Consider the following 24676-nt stretch of genomic DNA (forward strand, 5'->3'; position numbering starts at 1 on the left):
TTTTACAAAAATTACTCGCCGTAATTTTCAAGCAGGTATTTAGCGTAGTCCCTGAGACTATTCCGCAGTGACGCTGGCTTTATGACGCGGGCGGCTGTCGTGTAAGATGTAATCCAGTTTACTAAGAGCTGGTTGACATCCGCTTTCATTGTCACCAAGATTTTGGCATTGCGCAATACTCGCATGTGCATGGATTGGTTGAACTTGTTTTCCATAAGGTAGTTGCGTACCCGCCATTCAAATTCGATTTCGATATCTTCGAGATGCGGTTCCTGTTCGCTCATGAACGCAGCTCCCGATGCGACTTGTCTACGCAATTTGTCTATGACTTTTGGATTTTCGACAAACGTTTCCTTTGAAAGCTTGACTTGGAGAATTCGGCGGAATTTTAGCGTGTAGGTGGCGCCCTTGACTTTTTCCGATTCGCAGGCCACATAAATTTCGTTTTGATAGACGATAATCATCAAGGGAATGCGCGTAGATTTTCTTTCGGACGTAGAAGGACCCATAAACGTCGTCGCGCCCATATAAAAAACATCTATTTTGCGGTGCTCGTGAATTGCTTGTAGAATGATTCGCAGTTTTTCGCTGGAGTCTTCCTCGAAATCTGGCGGCGTACCCATGAACAAAATCTTCGAGTTGAGTTCGTCACCGAGATGTCTGAGAGTTTTTTGTTCGCTGTTCGGCAGGCTTTTTTCGATACGCTCTAGGAGCTGTGTAATGGTTTCGCTTGTCGCTGGGTAAATATTCGCGATGCGCTTGAGGAACACGAAGTGGAGCATCGTGTTTTCGAAATTCGGGAACAGGAGCCTTTCTGCATTGCGGAGCGCCGAGGTGTAATACGACGTGCGTCCAACAGTATCGACGGCGATGTAGCGACCACCATCCATCTCCGAAAGGAATCGCATGTCGCGCTGCACATTGCGGCGTTCTTCTGCGGGTATGTTGAACGATTCCATCAAATCGTTGATAGTGAATTTCTTTTCCGGGTTAGAAATCACTTTTGCAAAAAGTTGCACAGTCCGTTCGCCACGCGTCATGTCCGCCATAAAAACTCCTGAGGTTGTTCAATTCAAAATATAATCAAAATGGAAAGCTCAGGAGAATGTACATCCTGTGTGCGACAAATGCGGTCGCATGGGGGAGGGCAAAAAAACAGGTGCTCCGCTTGGAACACCTGTTTAAAGTTTATGGATGCAAAAACGTAGCTTACAAGTAATTGCATTAATCCGTAAGAGAATAAGTCGCTAAGCGAACAATTCGCAGCCGAAGGCGAGGACCTGTGAGCGTGCGAGCTTATTCTCTGCAGCTTGCTTTTTACTTGTAGAGCAATGCGAACACCATACCCGGACGGAAGTACTTACCAGCGGTGTACTTCAATGCCGTGCTGTGGAGGAGCGTGAAGAGCTCGTTCACATCGACCTTATTGCTCTTGGCAATGGCGCCGAAAGCCTTCGTGAAGGCGGCGAGATTGCGCGGGAGCTTCGGGCTGATGCGGGAGTCGGCGAGGAGTGCGCCCTTCTTCAGGAGTTCCTTGAGCATCTTGTCGGCGGCAGTTGCGCTGAGGCCGAATTTTGCGACGAGTGCTTCCGGGTGGAGGCGGCAAGAACCGTTGAATCCTTCCGGTGCAGCGAACGGAACGCGTGCTTCGTCATAGAGGTTTCCGATCATGGAATCAGCGAGCACGGAGGCTTCCTTTTCCAAACCGTGGAACATCATGGCGGTCATGATGCTGTACTGAATACCAATCCAAACGTCGTGAGCCTGGAAGTTGAATTCGTCGAGCGGAGAACCGTCCTTACGGACAAGGTTTGCAGCACCGATGAGCGGGCTGTTGGCCTTATAGTTCGTATTGAAAATTCTGAGCAAATTAGACTTTGCCTTTGCGCTGTCGGTAATCGGTTCGAGGTCGAGCAAGCGGAGGTAAGTGTCTGCAAGCATCGTATCGGCGAACACGTCGTCGCAGTCGTTGGCTATCTTTGCTTCCCAGCTCTTGGTGAAAGCTTCCTTGCACTGAGCCGTAATCCAAGCCTTCTTGAGGCCGCGGAGTTCGTTCTTGGAGAGGTCTTCGCCGTCCGGGATTTCGCCTGCGCAGAGCCATTCGTTGATGGCCTTCACGCCAGCGTTCGGATCTTCCGGGAGTTCGAGCGATACCTTCACGGCTTCGCGGAGTTCGGCATACTTTTCAACGTTCAAGTCCTTCATTTCCATCGGGGTCACGAAGAAGCGGAAATAGCCTTCGTTTTCGTCCCAGAGGGAATCCGTGAATTCCTTGTTGGCAGCTTCGGACTTGGCGTTCCACTTGGCTGCCTGATCGTTATCGCCGAGAAGCTCTGCAATCTTGGCTGCAGCGCGGAGGCCTGCAATCCAGAGGGAACCGCAGTAAACGGAGATGCCGTAGCTGCAGAGGTTGTCGAACGTGTCGTCAGTACCGTGCGTGAGCGGGAAGTTTTCGCCCGGGTTCACCATCTTTTCGAGGTATTCCATGGCGGCGTAAACGGCTTCCTTGCAATCGGCGAGGCACTGCATGTCCTTCGTCTTGTGGTAGTGACGGTAGACCATGAGCACGTATTTCGGAGCGAGGTCCTTCCATTCCTTAACGTTGTGCCAGTCGTAGGCATCCGGTTCGGCGTCGAAGGGGCTACCGAGATCGTGGATCACTGCGCCACGCACTGCACGCGGGCCTTCGAGCTTCGGGTCCGGGAGGTCGGCGTAGGGGAGGTTCACAAATTCGTGGTGGCGGCGACGGTTTTCGTTCACGGCGAGGATTGCATCGCCAAAGCGCTTCATCACAACGCCATCGAGACGCGGCATGAGGGCGAGCAAGCTAAAGCTGCCGTAGAAGTAAACGTCGAGAGAGTTGAAGAACGGATAGTCGGCACATTCGCGAACGAGGAAGCGGTCTTCCTTGTCCCACACGGTGGCTTCAGCGAGGAAGCTGAGCGTGTTGATGGCTAGGCTCTTGAATTCAGCCTGCTTGGCGGCAGTCTTGTAGAGCTTGGCAACCGGCTTCTTCGGAACAAGGTTTTCAAATGCCTTGAGGCGATCATCGAAAGTCTTGTCGGCAGCGAGAGCTTCCGTAAGGAGGGCGACCACGCGGCCATATGCTTCCGGGTAGAATGCGGTGTATTTCTTCGCGGAGGTGAGCTTGTTCAGCTTGATTTCCGGGAAGTCGAGCACCATGTTGAACTGGAAACTGACCTTCTGCTTCGGCTTGAGCACGGCGGTAACGGCTATGGCGCCGGCAATCGTTTCACGACCGCTGTAAACGTTCTTGACCCAGGAGCTTGCAACGCGACCGCTCTGGAGAGCAGCCTTCAAGACGGACTTGGCGTCGTCCTGGTAGAACATCGGCTTCACGGAAACGTTGAGGTTGTCCTTCTTGTTCCAAGCTACGCTCACGCCCATGCAACCGTTGAAGTCACTTTCGACGAGAGCCTTTTCGTTATAAAATTCGATACCGCGAACAGAGCGGCCATCTTCGAGTTCCTTGTCGAACTGCACACCCTTCGGGAAACGTGCTGCCGGAACGAGCACAAAGCTAGAGTCCTGAACACCCTGGCGGTCCTTCTTGGCCATGTAGCCCGTGATGCTGTCCTGAATCTGGACAATCGTCACTTCGCGGGTTTCCTTGGTGTTGTTTTCGAGTGTAAAGACGGTGGCGTTCACCGGGAGGCTGGAGAGGCGTTCGTCGCCCGGAGTCACGTAGCTGGACTGCGTCTTGGTGATGGCGACACCCTTGCCTTCGTAAACGGTTTCGCTGACCGGATAGAGGGCGGTGTACTTCATCTTGGCGGCGTCGTAGCCCGGCTGGCCGAGGAATTCGCTGTCGTTTGCCCAAGCGGCGGTGAGGGCGCCTTCGCGGGCTGCCTTTTCGCCAACCATGCCGTCGAAAAAGTCTATGAGCACGGCGCGGTTGATGGCGGCAGAGTCCTTGCCTGCGGCGATCAAAGCCTGGGTGCGGTCGCTGAACTGGATGTGCCAGCGTTCAAAAGCGGCCTTGTTCGTTTCGAAGAAAGTCTTGTCGGCGAGAACCTTGTTGAGCTTGGCTTCGGCCTTCTTCTGGTCCTTCATGTCGGCGTCGCCGAAAACGCGTGCGCCATTAGCATCGAGGAGTGGGAAGTTGTTGTTGTAGATGCCGAATGCGGCGAAGTTGCCAATCACAAGCGCAGCCTTTGCGCTGAGGACGGCTTCCTTGAAGAAGAAGTTGTTGAAGCGGAGGTCAGAAGCCTTTTCGGTGCGAACCTGGACGCCCGGCATCACGTTCATCACGGGAGTCGTGCCTGCTGGCGTTGCGGTAAACGTAGAACCGATACCGCCCACGGCAATACCCGTGGTGGAAGGAGTTGTAGAAAGCGGGGTGTACCACGGCTGAATGAATTCCACAGCGAGACCCGGGGTCATCAGCTTCTGGACGGAGCCGGACATTTTTGCACCGGCAAGATATTCTTTAATGCTCATAATGAGGTCCGATATTTAAAGGTTTATACGGGTGGAAAGATAGTAAATGAGTAGACGGTAGGAAGTAGGCAGTAGGCTGTAGACGGTGGGCTGAATTGTCATCCTGAGCGAAGGGCGTAGCCCGAAGTCGAAGGATCTAGTAAAGTCTTGTATTTTGCAGTCTTTTTACATGAAACGTTTTTGATTTGAATTATCTTTAGGGTATGACTAAGTTGATTGCACATATGCTCCCCGGCGTTTTCCTCATCGTCGTGTTTTCCCTGTTGAAAGCTTACGTTATCCCAGCCCACGTGACTTTTGAATCGTGGTTTGTTTACGTCAATTTTTTAGTCTGGGTTGTCTGCATAACGGTCCCGTGCGTCATCTATTATCTCCGCACCCCGCCCGGAATCGACCACAAATAGTTATATTTGGCCCATGTTTAAAATTGGCGTCATGGCTTCCGGCGGTGGAAGCAACTTCAAAGCGATTATTGATCACATTGGTTCGGGTGACCTCGAAGCCCAGTGCAAGTTTTTGATTACGAACAACGCAGGTTGTGGTGCTGTGCATCATGCCGAGGAATACGGAATTCCTGTTTACCACATTTCGGGTAAGACTCATCCGGATCAGGCTGCATACGAAGCAGCCATGCTTGAAGTTCTCGACAAGTACGATGTGGACCTTTTGATTTTGGCGGGTTATATGAAGGCGCTCCCGCTTTGCATGCTCCAGCGTATGCCGGACCGCATTTTGAACATTCACCCGTCGCTGTTGCCGAAGTTTGGCGGTAAAGGTTTCTTTGGACATCACGTTCATGAGGCTGTGCTTGCTGCGCATGAAACGGAATCTGGCCCGACGGTGCATCTTGTGAGTGAAGAAATTGACCGCGGTCGCGTCTTGGCGCAGACCAAAGTTCCTGTGATGCCTGACGATACGCCCGACACGCTTGCCGCCCGCGTCCTCGTGCAAGAACACGCTTTGTACTGGAAGACTATTAAGGAATACGCGGCCTCGCTGGGTCTATGAAATTTAAACTGCCCGCATTTTTGGAAAACATTGAATCCCCGGTAGAAGGGGAGGTGGCGCTGCGCAAGTTCGCGGCTAATCCTCTCGCATTTGGTGGTGACTTGGATTTGTTTTCTGCGGGTGCGAATGGCGCACATTCTGAAAGTGCTGCGGAAAATTCCGCAATTGTCGTGGGCATTGACGAAGTCGGGCGTGGACCGCTTGCGGGTCCTGTTGTTGCTTGTGCTGCGGTGCTCAAGTCGCCTGATGCGCTTCTGACGTTGAACGATTCCAAAAAGCTTTCTCGCCCTAAGCGCGAAGCGATGTTTGATGCGGTTAAGGACGCCTGTGCATGCTATGCGATTGCAAGTGCTAGCGTCGAAGAAATTGACGAAATCAACATTCTTGAAGCGGACTTCTTGGCGATGCGCCGTGCCTTGCAAGCGCTTGGGTTCCCGGGCTTGAACGAAACTGCCCCCGAAATCCCCATCGAAGTCAAAGGCTCTTTCGCCGAAGTGTTGGGAACGCCATCTTGTCCTAAAATCCTCATTGCAGTTGATGGTAATCTCAAAATTGACAAGATGCCGCAGAACATCCAGATGCCTATTGTTAAAGGCGATGGCCGCATTGCAAGTATCTCGGCTGCGTCAATCCTCGCGAAAGTCTTCCGTGATCGCTATATGGATAAATTAGAAGAACTTTATCCGGGTTATGGTTTTGACAAGCATGCCGGTTACGGCACTAAGGCTCACCTTGATGCCATCCGCCGTCAAGGCTTCACGCCGGCCCACCGCAAAAGCTTCCACCCAAAAAGCTTGTAACAACTTTTAACTCGCGCTTTCTCGGCGCGCTTTTTTTTGCTGTTCGTGCGTTTTTGCAAACAAAAAGAAAAGAGACTCAGCTTTCGCCAAGTCTCTTTTTCTGCGGGTGCCAGGACTCGAACCTGGAGCCTTTTGGTTCGTAGCCAAACGCTCTATCCAGTTGGGCTACATCCGCGTTTTGTTTTTGTTGTCTTCTCTCGTCGACGGGCACAAATATAGAATAATCGAGATTTATGTCAAGGGTAAAAGGCAAAAAAAATGATTTTTTTTGAAAAAAGTTTCGAAAGTTCTGTTTTTGGCCATTATAACGGTCTTTTTGACTATTTGTACGTCTGAATTACCCCCATTTAACCCCTAATTACGTTCCCGTATAATTGAATAGATTGCCTCGTTTAGCTATTTTTGTCCCCAAACTTTTTTAGTGTGACTTAAAATGGATAAGTTCAAATCATTCATGAAGATTTTAGGCGCGGCCATTGTCAAATATGGTTCGATCGTTTGGCAGAAAATTTGGAGCTTGGTAAAGATTGCGTTTGCCAACAAGATTTTCCGCTGGTTCTTTATATTTATGTGCCCGATTTTCGTGGCGTTTATCGCTGCGCTAGTCGTCTATATCCATTACTCGCCGGAACTGCCGTCGCTTTCGCAGCTCGAGCAGATCAATCCGCGACTCGTGACGAACATTTACGACAAGGATGGTCAAATTGCGCATGAATACTTCGTGGAACGCCGCGAATGGACATCCATTGACTCAATCCCTGTGAATGCGATTCATGCGGTGATGGCGACCGAAGACCGAGCTTTCTACAAGCACTGGGGCATGAACGTTTGGGCTATTCCGTCTGCGCTTCTTGAAAGTGCCATCTCGGGCAACAAGCTCCGCGGTGCATCGACTTTGACGCAGCAGCTCACCAAGCTCTTGTTCCTCACGCCGGAACGCTCGCTTTCTCGTAAGATCAAGGAAATGATGACGGCTATCCGCATTGAACAGACTTACACGAAGGAAGAAATTCTCGAATTCTACATGAACGAAGTTTACCTTGCTGGCGGTAACTACGGTTTCCAGGCGGCAGGCAAGTACTATTTCGGCAAGCCTCTCGATAGCCTTTCTATCCCGGAATACGCTGTGCTCGCTGGTATGTTGCAGCGCCCTGAAACGTACCGTCCGGACCGTCATCCGAAGGCTTCCAAGCGCCGTCGTAATACGGTGCTCTATGCGATGCGCGATGCAGGCTATATCACGAACGAAGAATATCGCAAGTATATCGAAGAACCGATTGTGCTTGCCAAGAAAGAAGACGTGACTGGAACGGGCTTGTATTTCTTCGAAGAAATACGCAAGTACATGGAAAAGAAGTACGGTGAAAATTCGCTCTATGCCGATGGCGTGTCCGTCTATAGTACGATTGATCCGGAAATCCAGGCGTTCCTTGACAGTGTCGCCTATGCACAGGTTGAACGTGTCCGTCGCCGCATCAAGTATCGCGCTACTCGCAGACTCCAGCTCACTAAGAAGTACGACATGCCAGAAGACAGCGTTGTTGCGCACTTCGATAGCGTCTATACGCTTTTCAAGAAGGAATACCTTTCTGCTGATACGGTCCGCAACAAGCGTGGCCAGTTTGCTCGCTTCCCGGACAGTATCCGTTACCATCACGCCGAAGTGGCTGCAATTATTATTGAAAATGAAACCGGTGCTATCCGCGCTATGGTGGGTGGTAGTGACTTCAACAAGTCCAAGTGGAACCGTGCTGTGCAGTCCTTGCGCCAGCCGGGTTCTTCGTTCAAGCCGATTGTCTATTCGACCGCCATGGACAATGGTGCAAGCCCCTGCGACTCTGTGAACGACCAACCGGTGACGATTCCGGATCCGGATGACAAGAACCCGAACAAGGTTTGGCGCCCGGGTAACTTCGAACATGACTTCGAAGGCATGATGACGCTCCGTCGTGCTTTGTACAAGTCCAAGAACCTTCCTGCTATTTTGACCGGTATGAAATACGGTCTCAGCAACGTGGTGAACTACGCTCGCAAGTTCGGCATCAAGCGCGCTCCGTTGCAGGCGGTCCCGAGCTTGGCTCTCGGTTCCGTGGGTGCAACGCTTATGGAAATGACGTCTGCTTACACGGTGTTCCCGAACGGTGGTAACCGCATCGAGCCGTACATGATTGAATCCATCGTGGACCGCAATGGTGAAGTGGTGGAGAAGAATTCCAAGGTCGAACACGAAGTCTTGCGCCCGGCATCGGCTTACTTGATGGTCGATATGCTCAAGGACGTGAACGTTCGCGGTACGGCTGGCCGTGTGTGGGCTTCTGGTTTCCGCCACCCGAGCGGTGGTAAGACGGGAACGACGAACGATTACACGGATACGTGGTACATCGGTTTCACGAAGCAGTACACGATGGGTGTGTGGGTAGGTTCCGATACGCCGGGGACCATGGGTGCCGGTCATACGGGTACCGAAGACGCTCTCCCGATCTGGATGGCGACGATGGCTAAGCTGCACAAGGATTTGCCGAAGCTTCCGTTCCCGGTTCCGCCTGGCGTGATTAGCCGTGGCATCTGCAACCACACGGGTCTTATTGCTGGCGAGTTCTGCTCTGAAAAGACTTACTGCCTCTACACGGCGGGCTACGGCCCGACGGAACGTTGCGATGGCAACCATTTCTCGTCGCAGACAAAGTCTGCTGATAACGCAACGTTGTTCAGCAACAAGAGCGTTGTCGAGAACAACCGCTACGAAGCCCCGCAGCCCAAGAAGAAAGGCAAGGGCAAGGACGCCGCTCCGCCGCCTAAGCGCAATACGAGAAAGATGTTCTAATGATGGTTTTTAGTCATTAGTCTTTGGTTATTAGTTTTTAGATAATATTTAAAGGAGCCTGCGCGGCTCCTTTTTTCGTGTAGTCGTGCTTTGTTTCTTCATTTTTACTTATTTTATAAGTATGAATTTAAAGCATGCTCTTTTCTCGCTATTCTGTTCTTTGTTTGCCCTAGTCTCTACAGGGTGTATCAATACGCATTTCCAAAAGTTGCACACGACGGCATCGGAAGCGCCCGAAGTCCATGGAGGAAATACTTCTCTGCAACCTCATTCCGCTTCGTGGCGTGTTACTGGCAAAATTAACAGCGCTACGCGAAAAGACGTAGAGATTACTCCTCAAGTTTCTAAGTCCAGAGATAAGTCAAAAGAAGGGGTCGAAGCGGATTGGCTTTATAAAATGGGCGGTGTCGAGTTTACTGGCAAAGCGGATTTCCTGTACAAGGCTAATGGCACCATTTTGGGCACGGGTGTAGGGTACAATAATGGTATATACCATCACTTCTTATTTGGTGCAAACTTTTCGCATGTTGAATATGGGTTATTCATAGGACTTTACCACCACTACTCCGATGTCGAATATGATGGTGAACGTTGCGAACTCTTTATCTTTAGCGATGATAAATGTGATTCGTTTTCGAATGAAAGTCATGGCCTTTATACGACTGTATTTGGCGGTGGATTTGCCGGCTTGATACTTGGCGATTTCTTTTTAAACTATAGCTTGAGCATCTACGTGCCAAGTCCTACTATTGAAGACTCGAGTCCGGGACTTTCTGGAATTTATTCGAACTATTTTACGATGGGGTACAGGTTCCATTTTGTTGAATTGAGTGCTGGAGTTGTAGCGACGTTTGTTGATGAAGGCTTTGCAAATTACGGCTTTACTGGCGGTTTAAGTTTTTATTTGAACTAAGCATATAAATCAAGATTATGCAAAAAAATCCCGACTCTGCAGAGTCGGGATTTTTAGTGGAGTTAGAATATGAAATTCTAGCAGCCTAGATGCGCGCTGTTCGCGCGCATTCAGCGGTTGATTACATCATGCCGCCCATGCCCATGGACGGATCCATAGCCGGAGCTGCCGGAGCCTTCGGTTCCTTCTTTTCGGTGATCACGCAGTCAGTCGTAAGGATCATCGAAGCGATGGAGGAGGCGTTCTTGAGAGCCGTGCGAGTCACCTTAGCCGGGTCGATAACGCCAGCCTTGATGAGGTCTTCGTAAGTGTCGGTCTTAGCGTTGTAGCCAAAGCCGTCCTTGCCTTCCTTGACCTTGTTCACGACCACGGAACCTTCGAGGCCAGCGTTCTGGACGATCTGGCGGAGCGGTTCTTCGATAGCGCGGCGGATGATTGCAGCACCAGTCTTCTGGTCGGCATTGTCGAACTTGAGAGCGTCGATAGCCTTTTCTGCGCGGATGAGAGCAACGCCACCACCCGGAACGATACCTTCTTCGACAGCGGCGCGAGTTGCGTGCATAGCGTCGTCGACGCGGTCCTTCTTTTCCTTCATTTCAACTTCGGTAGCAGCACCGACCTTGATCACAGCAACGCCACCGGCGAGCTTTGCCAAGCGTTCCTGGAGCTTTTCACGGTCGTAGTCGCTCGTGGTAGCTTCGATCTGCTTCTTGATCTGAGCGATACGGCCCTTGATAGAAGCGGCGTCGCCAGCACCTTCGACGATCGTGGTGTTGTCCTTAGTGATGGTGATGGACTTTGCCTTACCGAGAACGGTAACCGGAGCATCTTCGAGCTTTGCACCCGTGTCTTCGGAGACGAGCATACCGCCAGTGAGGATTGCGATATCTTCGAGCATGGCCTTACGACGGTCGCCAAAGCCCGGAGCCTTAACGGCAGCAACCTTCAAAGTGCCGCGCATCTTGTTCACAACGAGCGTTGCGAGAGCTTCGCCATCGACGTCTTCGGCGATGATGAGGAGAGACTTGCCCTGCTTAGCAACATGTTCGAGCATCGGGAGCAAATCTTTCATGGTAGAAATCTTCTTGTCGTACAAGAGGATGTACGGATTTTCGAGAGCGACTTCCATGCTGTCCGTGTTCGTAACGAAGTACGGAGAGAGGTAGCCACGGTCGAACTGCATACCTTCGACAACGTCGAGGACGGTTTCAGCAGTCTTGGATTCTTCGATGGTGATGACGCCATCGTTACCGACCTTTTCCATAGCGTTGGCGAGGAGTTCGCCAATTTCCGGGTCGTTGTTAGCAGAAATCGTTGCGACCTGGGCGATGTGTTCCTTGCCGTTAATCTTGACGGCCATCTTGCCGACTTCCTTGATCACAGCTTCGACAGCAGCGTCCATACCGCGCTTGATGTCCATCGGGTTTGCACCGGCAGCGACGTTCTTGAGGCCTTCGCGAGTGATTGCCTGTGCGAGAACGGTTGCTGTCGTGGTACCGTCACCAGCAGCGTCAGAAGTCTTGTTAGCGACTTCCTTAGCCATCTGAGCACCGAGATTTTCGTATGCGTCTTCGAGTTCGACTTCCTTAGCGACAGAAACGCCGTCCTTAGTGACGTTCGGAGCACCGAAAGAACGTGCGATCATGACGTTACGGCCCTTAGGACCGAGAGTGACCTTAACTGCATTGGCGAGCTTGTCAACGCCCTTCATGAGGGATTCGCGAGCTGCTACATCAAACTTCAATTGCTTTGCCATTTTTGATTTTCCTTTTTAAAATTCTTTTTGTATTAGAGCGTTGCGATAACGTCGGATTCCTTGACGATGAGGTAGTTTTCGCCATCGACATTGACTTCTGTACCGCTGTACTTGCCATAAAGCACCACGTCGCCAACCTTGACTTCCATAGCGACGAGTTCGCCCTTGTCGTTCTTGCGACCCGGACCTACGGCCACGACCTTACCCTGCATCGGCTTTTCCTTTGCATTATCCGGAATGAAGAGACCGGAGGAGGTCTTCTGTTCAGCTTCTGCCGGCTTGACAACGATTCGATCTGCTAAAGGCTTGATCATCTTACTTATCCTCTTTTGGGCAGTGCCCAGTTAAATTGATTGATCCGACTGGATGTTGGAGTTGTTCCAAATTGGACCATATTTTTGTTTCGACCCTTTTAAAGCAATTTCCGTGCCAAATCATAAATAAACCAATCTTAGCTAGGTTTATGTGTTGACTTTGCTATGTGTGTTTAATTTTGAAACTTGTCCGCTCGTGCTAGTCCTCTATTGCTAAAAAGAGTGTTTCAATGTGAAATTGATCAACATGTGATATAAAAGTGGTACAAAATAACGATAAAAGACAAAATAAGTTGCTTTTTTATTACATTTTTTTTATCTTTTGCCTCACTTGTGGGTGTTTTGCTACACTATAATAAAAAGGGTTTTTGAATGAAAATAGTCCTCCCTGTTGCTGGAAACGGTGTCCGTCTCCGCCCATATACAGAAAATGTGCCTAAGTGCTTGCTTCCTGTTGCTGGTAAGACAATCTTGGATTGGATCGTCGAAAATACCATGTTCTTGAAACCTTCTGAAACGGTTTTCATTACGGGGTATAAAGCTTCGGTTGTGGACGAATTCTTGAAGCAGAGACCGGAATGGGGCGCTGTCCGTACGGTGGTTCAGTCCAATCCTCAGGGCTTAGGTGAAGCTATTAGTCTTGCGCTCCCGTATGTCAGTGATGACGAACCGCTTTTGATTATCCTCGGTGATACTCTGTTCGAAGCCGACCTTTCCATTTTGAAAAATGAGAATGAAAACGTTCTTTACACGTTCAAGGTTGAAGACCCGAAGCGTTTCGGTGTCGCTGTTACGGACAAGGATGGTCATATCGAACGCCTTGTCGAAAAACCGCAGGAATTTGTTTCGGACGAAGCTATTGTCGGTATTTATTATATCAAGGACGTCAAGGCTCTCAAGGAGGCTTTGAACTACCTCATGCAGAACGACATTCGCACGAAGGGTGAGTATCAATTGACGGATGCTCTTGAACGCATGATCCAGCACGGTTGCAAGTTCCACACGGCTCCGGTCGAAAAGTGGTTGGACTGTGGTCTTGTCGAAACGCTGCTTGCAACAAATGCTCACGTGCTGCAGCGCAATGAAAAATCTGCACCGAAGGCTTTTGAAGGTTCCGAAGTGATTATGCCTTGCCATATTGGCGAGAACGTGGTCATCAAGAATTCCAAGGTTGGTCCTAACGTGTCGGTAGGCGATGGCTGCGTGATTGAAAACTCCGAAGTTAGCGATGCTATCCTTTGGGCAGGCGTGAAGGTTGCAAACCAGAAAGTTGCGGACGCTGTGATTCACCAGTAGTTTTTGAAGGGCGTAGCGCAGAAAAACGCGGCACTCTTGATGCGTATTAAAAAAAGGACATCGCTTAGCGATGTCCTTTTTGCTTTATTGCACGTCTACATTGACTTTATACATCGGCTTGTCCTTGTAGCCGCGGAGCGCGTCTCTCGGTGCCGTGATGACCTTCAGGTTCTTCTTTGTGACTCCCGGCTGTGCGCGCAAGACCTTGAGGAGATCGTTGTTGCGCTTGGTTGCCATTTGCGGGAGAACCTTCATCATGTAGTTCTTGTCGATTTCGGCGGAATGTTCCTTGACGTAGGCTTGGAACTCCTTGTCCTTATCCTTGATTTCTTCGATGGCCCTGTAGTCGAGCTCGTTCAGTTCCGTCTTGTTGTTCTTTTGTTTGTAGAAGTCAATCTTGAGCTGCTTGACCTTGTATTCCTTGGCTGTCTTTCTCGGGTTGTAGTACTGCGTGAAGGTCAGCATTAACTTCGGATCCTTCTGGAGCATTTCCGTCATCTTGATTGCTTTCGCGTACTGTTCGCTAGTGAACGTTTCGGTGTTGGCATCAATCAGCACTTCGTTGTTCTTGCCGAGGTCAAAGCCGAGGGCGTTGGCGCCTGCCATGGCGAGGTTTCCGACGAGTCTGAACGGAGAGATGGCAACCTTCACGAGCAGGTTCACGACGGTCTTCCAAATAATCTTGCCGTAAGAGAATTCCGGGTCATCCAAATTGCCCTTGACCGGGACGTCGAACTGAATCTTGTCGTCCTTGTCCTTCAAGATGTAGAGACCAATCTTCATCGGGACGGTGTATTCCGGATCAATGTCGTCTACCTTGTCACCGACGGTGATGTTGTAAATGTCGATAGTGTTCTTGCTGTCGAGGTTGCGGTCTACAATCTTGTTTTCGCTAGCGAAAGCGAGCGTGCCTGCCTTGAGCGGGTAGGCGGTGTAGTGCAACGAGTAATTCGAGAAGTGCTTAAGTACGAGGTTCTTGATGCTGATGTAGATGTCCATCGTCTTGAGGTTGCTGAGTGCACCATGGTACTTGAGCGAGAGGCTACCGCCTTCGGGGAATGCTGCGGAAACGGTCACGTCGCAAGGCGTGTCGTAGTTGATGTTCTGACCGCTAACGGTAATGGCGCTTACCTTGTAATTGAACGGGCGGATGATGGTGTGGTCCGTTGCAGTTACGACGGTATTCTTGACGAGGAGCTTGTTGATCTTGGCTTTGAGCTTCTTTGCGGCGGCGGACTTTTCTGCGGTGGCTGCGCTAGTTGTATCTGCGGCGACCTTTGTCGTGTCGGCGGATTCTTGTTTGGTGTTTTCTGCTGTTTCTGCGACCGGTTCTGCAGGCGTGGATTCGGCTGCGGTTGAATCAGTTGCGCTTTCTTCGACTTTGCCCTTCGGGGAGAGGAGAATATCAAAATTGTTTTTGCCGTTCTTGAACAAGTCGATATGGGCAAATGCGCCATCCACGATGACGGAGTCGATGAGGAATTCGTTATCTACGATGTTTGCCTTGTTGATGCCGACCGTGACGTTTTCTGCGCCGAGCTTGCTTCCGCTGACTTCGGTGAGGTCAATCTTGTCAAGCGAAACCTTGCCCTTGACGTTCGAGGCGAGGATGCTGTTGATGTTTCCGCTGATAGCGATGTTGGCGGAGAGGTAACCGGAGAAGTCCTTGTAGTTGATGGAATCGTTCAGGTACGGCTTGATGCAGCTGAGGGCAAAACGGTTCAGGTTCAGGAAAATATTGAAGTCGTATGTTGCCATGTTGGCGTCGACCTTGACGCTGAGGTCACCGCCGTCTGCGAACTTGAGGCTCACGTCGACACCGGTCGAGTTGTCTTCGAGGTAAATGGCGGGGATGTTAATCGAGAAATCCTTGAGGTGGAACTTGGAGCCGACCTTTGTGTCCTGATATATAATATTGCCTTTGTCAAATACGATGTTGCGGAGGCTGAGCTTGACGGGGAGGCCTGCCGCAATTTCTGCAGCGCTCTTGCTGCTGTCCGATTCGACTTTCTTTTCTTCGGGGTGCTCGGCGTAGTAGAGGCTATCCTTTTGGGCTAGAAAATCCAGAATGTCGCTAAAGTTGAAGCGCTCGCCATGCTGTTTGACTCGAACGTAAAGCGCCTTCATGTAGATGTCGCTGATGTCGAGCGTTCTCGTGAAGAGCTTTAGCGGGTTGATGTTCATGCTGAACTTGTCGAACGCGACAAAGCGGGTCTTGTCGTCCGCTTCCATGACCGCGAGCGTATCTACGTCCAAAACGTAGGTGAACGGGTTCAGGCTGATGTCCTTGATGGTGATGCTTCGGCCAATCATTTCCTTGGAGTGCTCTTCGATGTAGCTACGTGCAATCTTGGGCGCTACGAGTAGTGTGACGAAGTAGAGGAGGATCAGAGATCCTAATACAATGAGGGTAATTTTGAGTGGCTTTTTCATAGTATAAAATCTAAATATAATTGTGACGAAAATGTTATGTTCCCTATAGTAAACACGTCTGTCGCGATTTGTTTTCCGTCTTTGTCCGAAAAAAGTTATTCTTAGGGTATGAACGCGAAAATCCATTATTGTCATCCCGGTTACGTTCCCTCGGCTTCCAAGACTTTTTTGGTGGCTTTTTCGGAGGACGTTTATTTGCCTTCGGTCAAGTTCAAAATTTTGGACAGCGATTCTCGCGAAGTCTATAAGGGCGAGACTGAAAAAATTTCCCGTTGCGCATATACGGGCGAGTGTTTGTACAAAGGCTTTTTTACTGCAGTAACGGCACCGGGGCGATATCAGATTGTCCTGGAAGACTTTGATGTGAAGTCGCATTTTTTTGAAGTCTCGGATGAATGGCTCGTTCGCGAACTCAAGGCAAATATCAAGTCGTTTTATTACCAACGGAGCGGTGTCGAATTGCCGGAACGCTTGGCAGGGATTTGGGCTCGCCCGGCGGCGCACTTGGATGACAAGCTGGAATTCCACCCGACGATGGAACGTGCTGGGCTTTGGAACGCTCATGGTGGCTGGTATGATGCTGGAGATTACGGCAAGTACATTGTGAATGGTGGGGTGAGCGTGGCGACGCTGATGCTTGGCTGCGAACTCATGCAGGCTCATTCTCAAAAGTCTTCGATTGTTGGTGGGGCGGCGTTCAAGGAAACGTACGAACTGCCGGTAAGCTTGCTTGATGAAATCCGTTTTGAACTGGAATTTTTCTTGCGCATGCAAGACGAAGATGGTGGCGTATTTTTCAAGGTAACGCCTTACCGTTGGGATGGCTTTGTGACTCCGTTGGAATCGGATGCTTCTCAAAAGCGCTACATTCTTGGCAAGTCTACATCTTCGGCTTTGAATTTTGCGGGCGCGCTTGCACAGGCGCATCACGTTTACGCAAATGTCGATAGCGAATTTGCAGAAAAATGTTTGTTTGCTAGTATCCGGGCTTTCCTTTGGGCTGAGAAAAATCCCGAAGTTGATTGGCCGCACAATACGGAAGGCAGCGGCGGCTATGGCGATTCTGATTTAGGCGATGACTTTTTCTGGGCGCGAGCCATGCTGTACCGCGAACTGAAAAATGTTGAAAGTATCGCTGATGTGGGCGTTGCCGGGATGCTTGAACGCCTGAAAAGTCAATTATTGGTGGATATGGATACGTACTTGCCGACGTATGGTTTGCAATGGCGTTCGACTCAGAACTTGGCTTGGTTTGCTTTGGCAACGACTGATTGCAAGTGGAAAGACCGTGCTCGAATGGCGTTCAAGTACACAGCCGATGAAATTTTGCATTTGCAAAATGAAGACCCGTATGAACTTTCGATCCGCAAGTTTATTTGGGGGAGCAATGGCGATATTGCGAACCATGCGCTGACTTTGTATTTGGCGTATGAATGGCTTGATGAATTGAAGTATCGCAATGCGGCGATGGAACAAATTGAATTTATTTACGGCAAGAATCCTGTGGACGTGAGCTTTGTAACAGGCTCGGCGTGGAGTTCTCCGAAGTTCCCGCACCATCGCATTAGCCATTCTGATGGCGTTGATGAACCTGTGCCGGGACTTGTCGTTGGTGGCATTAACGAAGACCGCCAAGATACTCATCGAAATCCGCATTATTTGGGCGAAGCTCGTGGCATGTCCTATGCTGACGAACAATGCTCTTTTGCGAGTAATGAAGTCGCTATTAACTGGAGTGCACCGTTGACCGCTGTACTTTTATTGCTAAGCGCTTAATTGCTGCTTGCGTGAAATGCGCGGCTAAATAGTCTTGCTCAGTGACGTTGTCATGCCCGCCGGAGCCTGTCCTGAGCGTAGCCGAAGGATGCGGGCATCTCCATTTAGTTATTTCTTGCCTTGCTTTGCTGGCGTCTTGTTAGGCGCTTTAGCATCAGTCTTCTTTTCCGCAGCCTTATCCTTCGGCGTTTCTTTAGCCGTGGCTTTGGGCGTTTCCTTGGCTTGTGCTTTTTCAGGAGCTTTTTCCTGCGTCTTGCTTGATTCTGTCACAGACGTTTTCACGGAATCCTTAACGGTTTCTTTCTCCGATTCTGTCTTTATCTTGTCTTCAATCTTTGGTAGGAGCTTTTGCAAGTTGACGTTCGAACGAAACTCGCGCTTGTATTCTGCGTAAGATTTAATGGGCTTGTAATAAGAGGAATCGACTGCTTCAAGCGTGTCTGTGTTGAACAGGTCAAGGTATGAAGCAAAGAGTGCTGCCCAGCCACGGAGCCAGGTTTTGCGCGACTCGCGATTGCTGTACCAGCAGTTGGGATTGTATGTCACGTGATGGATGTCTTTGGTCACGTAAACAGGGCTATTGCCCGAAAGTTTTTGGAAAATTCTCTTGACGCGATACGTCGATGCTGCATCAGTCAGCAAGAGAACTGTATCGATATTATGCTTTTTTAACCAAGGAATAATAGAGTAGGCTTCGCTAATGGTGGAGGGGTCGTTGTGCGGAACAAGGAAAACGGCATTGCTATCAAATGCACCGAGCTTCATAAAGTCTTCGGCGTAGAATTCGGAATTGCTGCGTTCTCGGTAGACACGGCGACCAAGGAGCAATACGGAATCGGCTTTGCCTTCTTTGACGAGATTTGCCGCATAATCGCTACGTTCAAGATCTGCGGTTTGTCCGTCGAGTACTGCAACCCATTTGACGTGGTCGACTTCATCATTTTGGACAAGCCAGTGACCGCTCTTTTCAAAAATGGCGTATGTGAGGACTGCAATAACAAATAAAATCAGCAGCGCTATGCCCACGCTGAAGTTCTTTTTCTTTCGATCGTTCTTGTCGGATTTGCGAATTATTGACAAAATAATTACCTGCTGAATTTGTACAATGCGGCGTCTTCGCCATCGGAATAATATTTCTTGCGAACGCTATACAGCTTGAATCCGTGCTTCTCGTAAAAGGCGCGAGCCTTGGCGTTGCCATCGCGAACTTCTAAAAAGCATTGGTCTCCACTTTCGGTGAGTTTGTCCAAGCCCGCTTTCAAAAGCTGGCTCCCGATGCCCTTGCGCTGTTCAGATGTGCGTGTCGCAATACTTAACAGTTCGGAATCGGGACCGAGCAAATGGAATATTGCGTAGCCTAAAAGCTTGTCGGCTTCTTCACAAACAACGCAGTACGCGTAACTTGCACGGATTTCCGACGAAAATTGCTTTTCGTTCCAATCCTGAAACGCAAGTTCCCGTTGCAATTCGAGAACTTGTGGCAAATCGGATTCTGTCATATTTCGCAACTGCATTTGTGATTCCAGCTTTTCTCTTCCTACTGTCTACTTCCTACCGCCTACTAAGTTTTCAGCTTCTCGAAGTAAGAGGGCTGGATGTAGTTCGCTTCTTGAATGAGCGAAGGCTTCACTGTATCAAAAAGCGGAGTCCACATGTTGAGCTTCTTATCGGTGTCGAGAGTCGTTGCGATTCCCTTGTCCTTGAACACGGCGACGAGCGCTTCGTCTGCAAGTGCAGCTGCATCGACAACGGCGTTCTTCACAGAACTTGCCTGGAGTCGTGCAACGACATCTGCAGTTTCGATAAAGCTCTCTTCGTTGTTCAAGCGCAAGTACCAGAATCCATTGCGTGCACGAATTACGACTGCTACAGATTCATCGGAAACGCCGGCAAAGCAGGCGAGTGCTTGCAATGTCGTCACACCATACAAATTGCGTTTGCCGCTGAAGCAAAGCCCCTGGCAGAATGCAACGCCCGTGCGCAGTCCGCTGAACGAACCCGGTCCGACAGTCACCATGACGCGCTTCACGTCATCGAGAGTGGCGCCGACCTTAGCCAAAAGGTTATCCAAGCTTGCGCTCAGAATTTCGCCCTTGGCAGACGGATCGACCATTTCTTCGTACACGGAGTCCGCGCACAGCGCCATTGCAATACCCTTTCGGGATGTGTCTACAAAAAGATCGTAGTTCATGACTAACGCTTAATCTCCAAGCTCTTGTCGATGATGAGGTCGATGAGCTGGCTGTAGGTGATGCCAACGCAAGCTGCCTGTTGCGGCAACAGCGATGTCGGGGTCATGCCCGGGAGCGTGTTCGTTTCAATTGCAAAGAGTTCGCCGTCCTTCGTGATGCGGACGTCCGTGCGGCTATAGCCAGCGCCGCCCAAAGCGTAGTGGGCGTTCTTCACAAGTTCCTGGATGCGAGCGGTAAGTTCCGGTGCAAATTCAGCCGGAGTGACTTCCTGGCATTCGCCGTTGTACTTCGCTTCGAAGTCAAAGTATTCACGGGTCGTCATGCGCATTTCAGTCGGCGGGAGCGGCTTTTCACCTTCGATGTAACCGCAGCTCGCTTCGCCACCGGCGATGAACTTTTCGCAGAGCAAACGGTTAGAATCCTTGAACAAGTCCTGTGCAATCTTGCCGGCTTCGTCGAGATTCTTGGCGATGCCAATGCCGATGGAAGAGCCTCCCAGCGGGTCCTTGATCACGAGCGGGTATCCGAGTTCGTCGGCAACGCTTACGAGTGTGTCACCGGTAAAGTCGTGCTTCCAGATCACGCGGTAAGGCGGAGTCAGGATGCCATTTGCACGGTAAATTTCTTTGGACTTGATCTTGTCCATGGCGAGTGCCGATGCCAAAAGGCCGCAACCCGTGTACGGAATGTTCCAGTTTTCGAGCATTGCCTGGATGTGGCCGTCTTCGCCCCACTTGCCGTGGAGGGCGAGGAATGCGATGTCAGCTGACGGGAGTTCCGAAAGTGCCGGAGACTTCTTCTTGTTGGCGGCTGAACCTTCGAGGCTGTGGAAATAGTTTGCCGAGAAATTTGCTTTCTGGTATGGAGAAAGTTCACGGGAAGACCAGTGCCAGGTGCCGTCCTTGTCGATGAGCACCGGGTGGATATTGTACTTTTCCGGATCCATGGCGCGCACAACGCCAGTACCGCTAACGACAGAAACATCATGTTCAGTAGATGGACCGCCCATCAATACCAAAACGCGTAAACGGGACATAAAAACCTCACTAGAAATTTCGAGATTTAATCTAGTAATTTCACGTAAACTCTTGCCGGATTGAACTGACATAATCTATATTGAAAAAGATAGGTGTTGAAAAAGGAGTTCTTATGCGAGTTTTTGTAACGGGTGGAACTGGTTTTATTGGCCATTACGTGGTCAAGGCGCTTTTGGAGAAAGGTCACGAAGTTGTTGTCGCAACGCGCCACCCGAACAAGGTGCCGACATTAAGAGCTAATCCGAACGTCTCGTTTGTCGAGGCTGCTCTTACGGATTTTGAAAAAATGGGCGAAGGCCTGATTGGTTGCGACGCTTGCATCCATGTGGCTCTTGGCTGGGGCGATTCCCCGAGCGCTATGCTCATGAACGATACCCGTGCAACGGTGGCTCTTTTGGAAATGTCCGCTCGTGCAGGCTGTGAAAAGTTTATCATGACGAGTAGTACTTCGGCTATGGGCCGTGTGCGTTCCGAAATGCGCGAAACCACAAGCAATATGCCGATTGACTTGTACGGCGCCACCAAGGCGGCGGGCGAAGCTTTTGTACTTGGCTTTAGCCACGGTTACGGAAGCCAGTTCCCCGAAGTCAAGATGAAGCGCAACATCATTCGTCCGGGATATACGTTTGGCAATCCGGCGTTCCCCGATGGCTGTTCGCAGCCGGACCGTCGCTTCTTTGAAATGGCTTACGCCGTCAAGGAAAACCGCGATATCAACATCATCAAGAACGATGGCACGCAGTTTATCCATGCTTCCCAGCAGGCTCAAATTTATATGAAATTGCTGGAATCCGACTACAATGAAGAAATCTTCTTGGGACTCGGATCCGAATGGATTAGCTGGAAGGAAATTGCGCAGAAGATGATTGCCCTCAAGCCGGGTTGTACTTCTAAGATTGTGGAAACTGACATGGGCTGGAGCGACGATCCGATGCTCTATGATGTTCAGAAAATCAAGGATTGCTTCGGTCTTGCGTTTGACGCTCACGACTTCTTAGACGAACACATCCGCTGGACTTTCGAAAACGCATAAGCGATAGTTGTTAGTTATTGATCCTTGGTCAATAGAAAAAGGCGGGCTTTAGCCCGCCTCTCTCGTCTTTCTGTCATGCCCGCCACCTTGCTTTTTCGTCACCCTGAGCAACGCGAAGGGTCCAGTTAAATTACCCGCATCTCGTCTTTTCGGCGTGGGCGCCGATGTAGTCGGGGTAGCAGTTATCAAAGCATGCGGCGCAGTAGTTTTCGCCTTCACCAGTGCAATTCTTCATGCCTTCGACGCTCAGGTAGCCGAGGCTTTCGACGCCGAGCATCTTAGCGATTTCATCGGGAGTCATGGAGCTTGCGGCAAGTTCGCCCTGGCTCGGGAAGTCCATCCCGAAGAAGCACGGGTGCGCGACTGGAGGCGATGCGATGCGGATGTGCACTTCGAGGGCGCCTGCATCACGGAGCATTCTAGAGAGAATGCGGAGTGTTGTGCCGCGAACGATGGAGTCTTCGACGACGCAAACTCGTTTGTTCTTAAGCACACCTTCAATCGGGTTGAACTTTAAGCGGACTTTCTGTTCGCGGACGTTCTGCGTCGGGTCGATGAATGTACGGCCCACGTAATGGTTTCTCAAAAGTCCAATTTCAAAACAGATGCCGCTAGCTTGTGCGTAACCGAGCGCGGCTGTGGTGGCGCTATCCGGCACAGAAATAACGATATCGGCATCGACCGGGCATTCCTTGGCGAGTTGCTTGCCCATCTTACGGCGAATCTTGTCGCAGCTTTGTTCGAAAATCTTGGAGTCCGGACGGCTGAAGTAAATGTATTCGAAAATGCAGTGGGCGAGGCGGTCTTTTTGCGTAAAGCGTTCGGAATGGAGACCGTTCTTGGTAATGGTCAAGAATTCGCCGGGCTGGATGTCGCGAACGTAGTTTGCACCGAGCAAGTCGAAAGCGCAAGTTTCGCTAGCGACGCACCAGGATTTACCCATGCGGGCAATCGAAAGAGGTCTAAAACCGTAACCGTCGCGGGCGACGTACATTGTGTCTTTGCTTAAGAATACGAGGCAGAAGCTGCCGGTAAATTTGGTAATGGCAATCTTGATGGCTTCGCCTAAAGTGTCCGCCTTGGTGCGGGCGATTTCGTGCAGGAGAATTTCAGAATCGGATGTGGTCTGGAAAATATGACCGTCGGCTTCCATCTCGGCGCGGAGTTCGGGAGCGTTTGTGATGTTCCCGTTGTGGGCGACTGCGATTTGTCCCCATTTGCAGCTGATCAAAATCGGCTGAGCGTTCGCGAGGGTGGAGGCACCTGTTGTGCTGTAACGCACGTGTCCGATACCTGCAAAACCTTGCAGTTCGTCGATGTTGTAATCTCTTAAAAGGGTGGAAACCAGACCCATGGACTTGCGGACTCGGACTTTGTCTCCGTCAGAAACAGCGAACCCGGCACTTTCTTGACCGCGGTGCTGCAATGCGTAAAGTCCCATGGCTACATTGCGGGCCACATTATCACCGTTATAGATACCGATGACGCCGCATTCTTCATGCAATTCTTCGAGCATAACGCCTCTTTGAAGTGGAGCCTCCCTTGCCTCGAGGGCCTTAGCTCACCCATACGGGTGCAAGCGGGGAAGCGGACGCCGCGGATTAGCAAAATGCGTGCCATAAACGTAAAACGCGCTTTCTACGAATGATATTACGTAAATTGTAAAACACAAAATGTAAAACATTACACAAAATGAAAATCTCCTCGGAAATGAGGAGATTCATGGAAATCGTTAATAGCGCGGATTGTTATTGGACTATTGAGCAAAATAGGAGTGAAATGAGCCCGAGTAACATTGCAAATTTTGTGAATGTCTGTGCACGACGGTAATTTTGGCTGCTTGCACTCATGATGACGATGAAGAAACAAGGGGTTAGTGTCGCTGCTGTCATGGCGAGGAAAATCGGCGGATAATTGTGGTCGAAAAGTTTGTCTAAAAAGAAAACCGGGAGTGGGAGCGAAATCCACGTGAAAATGATGATATCGCCAGCAAGTCTTCTTGCTACTTTGTCTCCAACAACGAGCGGGAATGTCATAATGCCAGCCTTGAGGTCTCCCGTTTTGTCTTCCAAGTCCTTGTAGATTTCACGGGCGATGGTCAGCAAAAACGCAAATGGAATCGCGGGGATGATGGCCCACATGTGTTCTTCAGGAAAGTCGTGGTTCGAAAAGTTAAAGAAATGTTGAACGGCATACAGTAGCGGAGTTGTGCAAAGGAACGCGACTGTGATGTTCTTGAGTGCTGGAGAACGCTTGAGCGTGCGGTTGTATGCAACGAGTAGTGCGCAAAGCAATGCAAAGAACCACATCGGGAAAGACAAGATGAGTGCGCCCATCCAGCCGAAATCAAGAGCGTGTTCTGGGTCTTTAACAATATCAATGAATCTGATATTTTGTATGACGCTATCGCCAATTCCGCAAAGAAGTGTTATAGCTGCCAAGGTATAGCATGTTATGCGGGCTGCCTTGACCGAAACTTCGCCGGTAGCAAGGGGGCGTTCCGGGTGGCTCAGCTTGTCGCACTCCAAATCGAGAATGTCGTTTTGGATGTTGGCGAATCCGATGGCGGTGGCAAAACCGAGCATTTGCAGGATTAAAACAGGGAGGGTGGGGTTGTGCTGTAGTAAAGTGTAGCCCACGAGAAGTGTGATTATGGCAATCACGATATTCACGGGACGAGTCATCTTAAAAAGCTTATAGATCGTAGAAATCATTGATTTTCCCTTCGATTATAGCAGAATAATAGACAAAAAATACCTCTGTGAAAAGAGTCATGTCTTTAAAATTGCCTTAAATGTGCGAAAAAATAGTTCAGTACGACTATACTGCTACG

Annotated in this window: 19 protein-coding genes and 1 tRNA gene; 8 read left to right on the top strand and 12 right to left on the bottom strand. The window is 50.2% G+C overall.

Annotation, left to right across the window (positions count from 1 at the left end):
• Nucleotides 1–11 precede the first annotated feature (11 nt).
• A complete protein-coding gene (locus B9Y77_RS00850) occupies nucleotides 12–1049 on the bottom strand; it encodes a helix-turn-helix transcriptional regulator (protein ID WP_073424520.1) in 1038 nt (345 codons plus the stop codon).
• Between the two features lie 268 nt (nucleotides 1050–1317).
• Nucleotides 1318–4461 carry a GH116 family glycosyl hydrolase gene (locus B9Y77_RS00855; RefSeq protein ID WP_085490113.1) on the bottom strand — a complete coding sequence of 1048 codons (3144 nt, stop codon included), beginning with the start codon at nucleotides 4459–4461 and terminating at the stop codon, nucleotides 1318–1320.
• Nucleotides 4462–4664: 203 nt separating this feature from the next.
• Between B9Y77_RS00855 and B9Y77_RS00860 the strand changes: the two genes are divergently transcribed.
• Genes B9Y77_RS00860 through B9Y77_RS00870 form a run of 3 tightly spaced genes read left to right on the top strand, consistent with a single transcriptional unit; the run spans nucleotide 4665 to nucleotide 6269 of the window.
• Nucleotides 4665–4865, top strand: a complete 201-nt coding sequence (locus B9Y77_RS00860; RefSeq protein ID WP_014547299.1) for a hypothetical protein — start codon at nucleotides 4665–4667, stop codon at nucleotides 4863–4865.
• Nucleotides 4866–4878: 13 nt separating this feature from the next.
• Complete coding sequence (gene purN, locus B9Y77_RS00865) at nucleotides 4879–5469, top strand: phosphoribosylglycinamide formyltransferase (RefSeq protein WP_085490114.1); 591 nt, start codon at nucleotides 4879–4881, stop codon at nucleotides 5467–5469.
• Nucleotides 5466–6269, top strand: coding sequence for a ribonuclease HII (locus tag B9Y77_RS00870; protein ID WP_085490115.1), 804 nt, complete (start codon nucleotides 5466–5468; stop codon nucleotides 6267–6269). Before purN ends, B9Y77_RS00870 begins: the two co-directional genes overlap by 4 nt.
• 101 nt (nucleotides 6270–6370) lie before the next feature.
• On the opposite strand, the gene B9Y77_RS00875 is transcribed toward B9Y77_RS00870, so the two are convergent.
• Nucleotides 6371–6444, bottom strand: a tRNA-Arg gene (locus B9Y77_RS00875).
• 258 nt (nucleotides 6445–6702) lie between these two features.
• Here B9Y77_RS00875 and B9Y77_RS00880 point away from each other — a divergent pair.
• Together B9Y77_RS00880 and B9Y77_RS00885 are read left to right on the top strand one after the other, a co-directional pair.
• Nucleotides 6703–9093 carry a penicillin-binding protein 1A gene (locus tag B9Y77_RS00880; RefSeq protein WP_085490116.1) on the top strand — a complete coding sequence of 797 codons (2391 nt, stop codon included), beginning with the start codon at nucleotides 6703–6705 and terminating at the stop codon, nucleotides 9091–9093.
• Between the two features lie 121 nt (nucleotides 9094–9214).
• A complete protein-coding gene (locus tag B9Y77_RS00885) occupies nucleotides 9215–10006 on the top strand; it encodes a hypothetical protein (protein ID WP_139829231.1) in 792 nt (263 codons plus the stop codon).
• 121 nt (nucleotides 10007–10127) lie between these two features.
• Here B9Y77_RS00885 and groL read toward each other — a convergent pair whose 3' ends face one another.
• Together groL and groES are read right to left on the bottom strand one after the other, a co-directional pair.
• Nucleotides 10128–11762 carry a chaperonin GroEL gene (groL, locus tag B9Y77_RS00890; protein WP_073424514.1) on the bottom strand — a complete coding sequence of 545 codons (1635 nt, stop codon included), beginning with the start codon at nucleotides 11760–11762 and terminating at the stop codon, nucleotides 10128–10130.
• A 32-nt stretch (nucleotides 11763–11794) separates the two neighbouring features.
• Nucleotides 11795–12085 carry a co-chaperone GroES gene (gene groES / locus B9Y77_RS00895; RefSeq protein WP_348536625.1) on the bottom strand — a complete coding sequence of 97 codons (291 nt, stop codon included), beginning with the start codon at nucleotides 12083–12085 and terminating at the stop codon, nucleotides 11795–11797.
• Between the two features lie 363 nt (nucleotides 12086–12448).
• Here groES and B9Y77_RS00900 point away from each other — a divergent pair, with 363 nt between their 5' ends.
• Nucleotides 12449–13372 (top strand): sugar nucleotidyltransferase, encoded by a 924-nt coding sequence (locus B9Y77_RS00900; RefSeq protein WP_085490118.1) that lies wholly within the window; start codon nucleotides 12449–12451, stop codon nucleotides 13370–13372.
• A gap of 84 nt (nucleotides 13373–13456) precedes the next feature.
• Here the strand turns inward: B9Y77_RS00900 and B9Y77_RS00905 are convergent, their stop codons facing one another.
• Entirely contained in the window at nucleotides 13457–15805 is a 2349-nt protein-coding gene (locus tag B9Y77_RS00905; RefSeq protein ID WP_085490119.1) for a DUF748 domain-containing protein, read from the bottom strand.
• Nucleotides 15806–15913: 108 nt separating this feature from the next.
• On the opposite strand from B9Y77_RS00905, the gene B9Y77_RS00910 reads away from it, so the two are divergent.
• Nucleotides 15914–17581: a glycoside hydrolase family 9 protein gene (locus B9Y77_RS00910; RefSeq protein ID WP_085490120.1), complete on the top strand. Its 1668-nt coding sequence runs from the start codon at nucleotides 15914–15916 to the stop codon at nucleotides 17579–17581.
• Nucleotides 17582–17689: 108 nt separating this feature from the next.
• Here B9Y77_RS00910 and B9Y77_RS00915 read toward each other — a convergent pair whose 3' ends face one another.
• The 4 genes from B9Y77_RS00915 to B9Y77_RS00930 are packed head-to-tail and all read right to left on the bottom strand — an operon-like array spanning nucleotide 17690 to nucleotide 20809.
• On the bottom strand, nucleotides 17690–18661 hold the full coding sequence (locus B9Y77_RS00915; RefSeq protein ID WP_176221693.1) for a YdcF family protein: 972 nt from the start codon (nucleotides 18659–18661) through the stop codon (nucleotides 17690–17692).
• Nucleotides 18662–18666: 5 nt separating this feature from the next.
• Entirely contained in the window at nucleotides 18667–19095 is a 429-nt protein-coding gene (gene rimI, locus B9Y77_RS00920; RefSeq protein ID WP_085490122.1) for a ribosomal protein S18-alanine N-acetyltransferase, read from the bottom strand.
• A 47-nt stretch (nucleotides 19096–19142) separates the two neighbouring features.
• Complete coding sequence (tsaB, locus tag B9Y77_RS00925; RefSeq protein ID WP_085490123.1) at nucleotides 19143–19772, bottom strand: tRNA (adenosine(37)-N6)-threonylcarbamoyltransferase complex dimerization subunit type 1 TsaB; 630 nt, start codon at nucleotides 19770–19772, stop codon at nucleotides 19143–19145.
• 2 nt (nucleotides 19773–19774) lie between these two features.
• Nucleotides 19775–20809, bottom strand: coding sequence for a D-alanine--D-alanine ligase family protein (locus tag B9Y77_RS00930; RefSeq protein ID WP_085490124.1), 1035 nt, complete (start codon nucleotides 20807–20809; stop codon nucleotides 19775–19777).
• A 113-nt stretch (nucleotides 20810–20922) separates the two neighbouring features.
• On the opposite strand from B9Y77_RS00930, the gene B9Y77_RS00935 reads away from it, so the two are divergent.
• Nucleotides 20923–21843 (top strand): NAD-dependent epimerase/dehydratase family protein, encoded by a 921-nt coding sequence (locus B9Y77_RS00935; protein ID WP_085490125.1) that lies wholly within the window; start codon nucleotides 20923–20925, stop codon nucleotides 21841–21843.
• 130 nt (nucleotides 21844–21973) lie between these two features.
• On the opposite strand, the gene purF is transcribed toward B9Y77_RS00935, so the two are convergent.
• Nucleotides 21974–23359 carry an amidophosphoribosyltransferase gene (gene purF, locus B9Y77_RS00940; protein WP_085490126.1) on the bottom strand — a complete coding sequence of 462 codons (1386 nt, stop codon included), beginning with the start codon at nucleotides 23357–23359 and terminating at the stop codon, nucleotides 21974–21976.
• A gap of 232 nt (nucleotides 23360–23591) precedes the next feature.
• A complete protein-coding gene (locus tag B9Y77_RS00945; protein WP_085490127.1) occupies nucleotides 23592–24557 on the bottom strand; it encodes a UbiA family prenyltransferase in 966 nt (321 codons plus the stop codon).
• Between the last annotated feature and the right edge of the window lie 119 nt (nucleotides 24558–24676).

It is taken from the genome of Fibrobacter sp. UWB13 (genome assembly GCF_900177805.1).
GTDB lineage: Bacteria > Fibrobacterota > Fibrobacteria > Fibrobacterales > Fibrobacteraceae > Fibrobacter.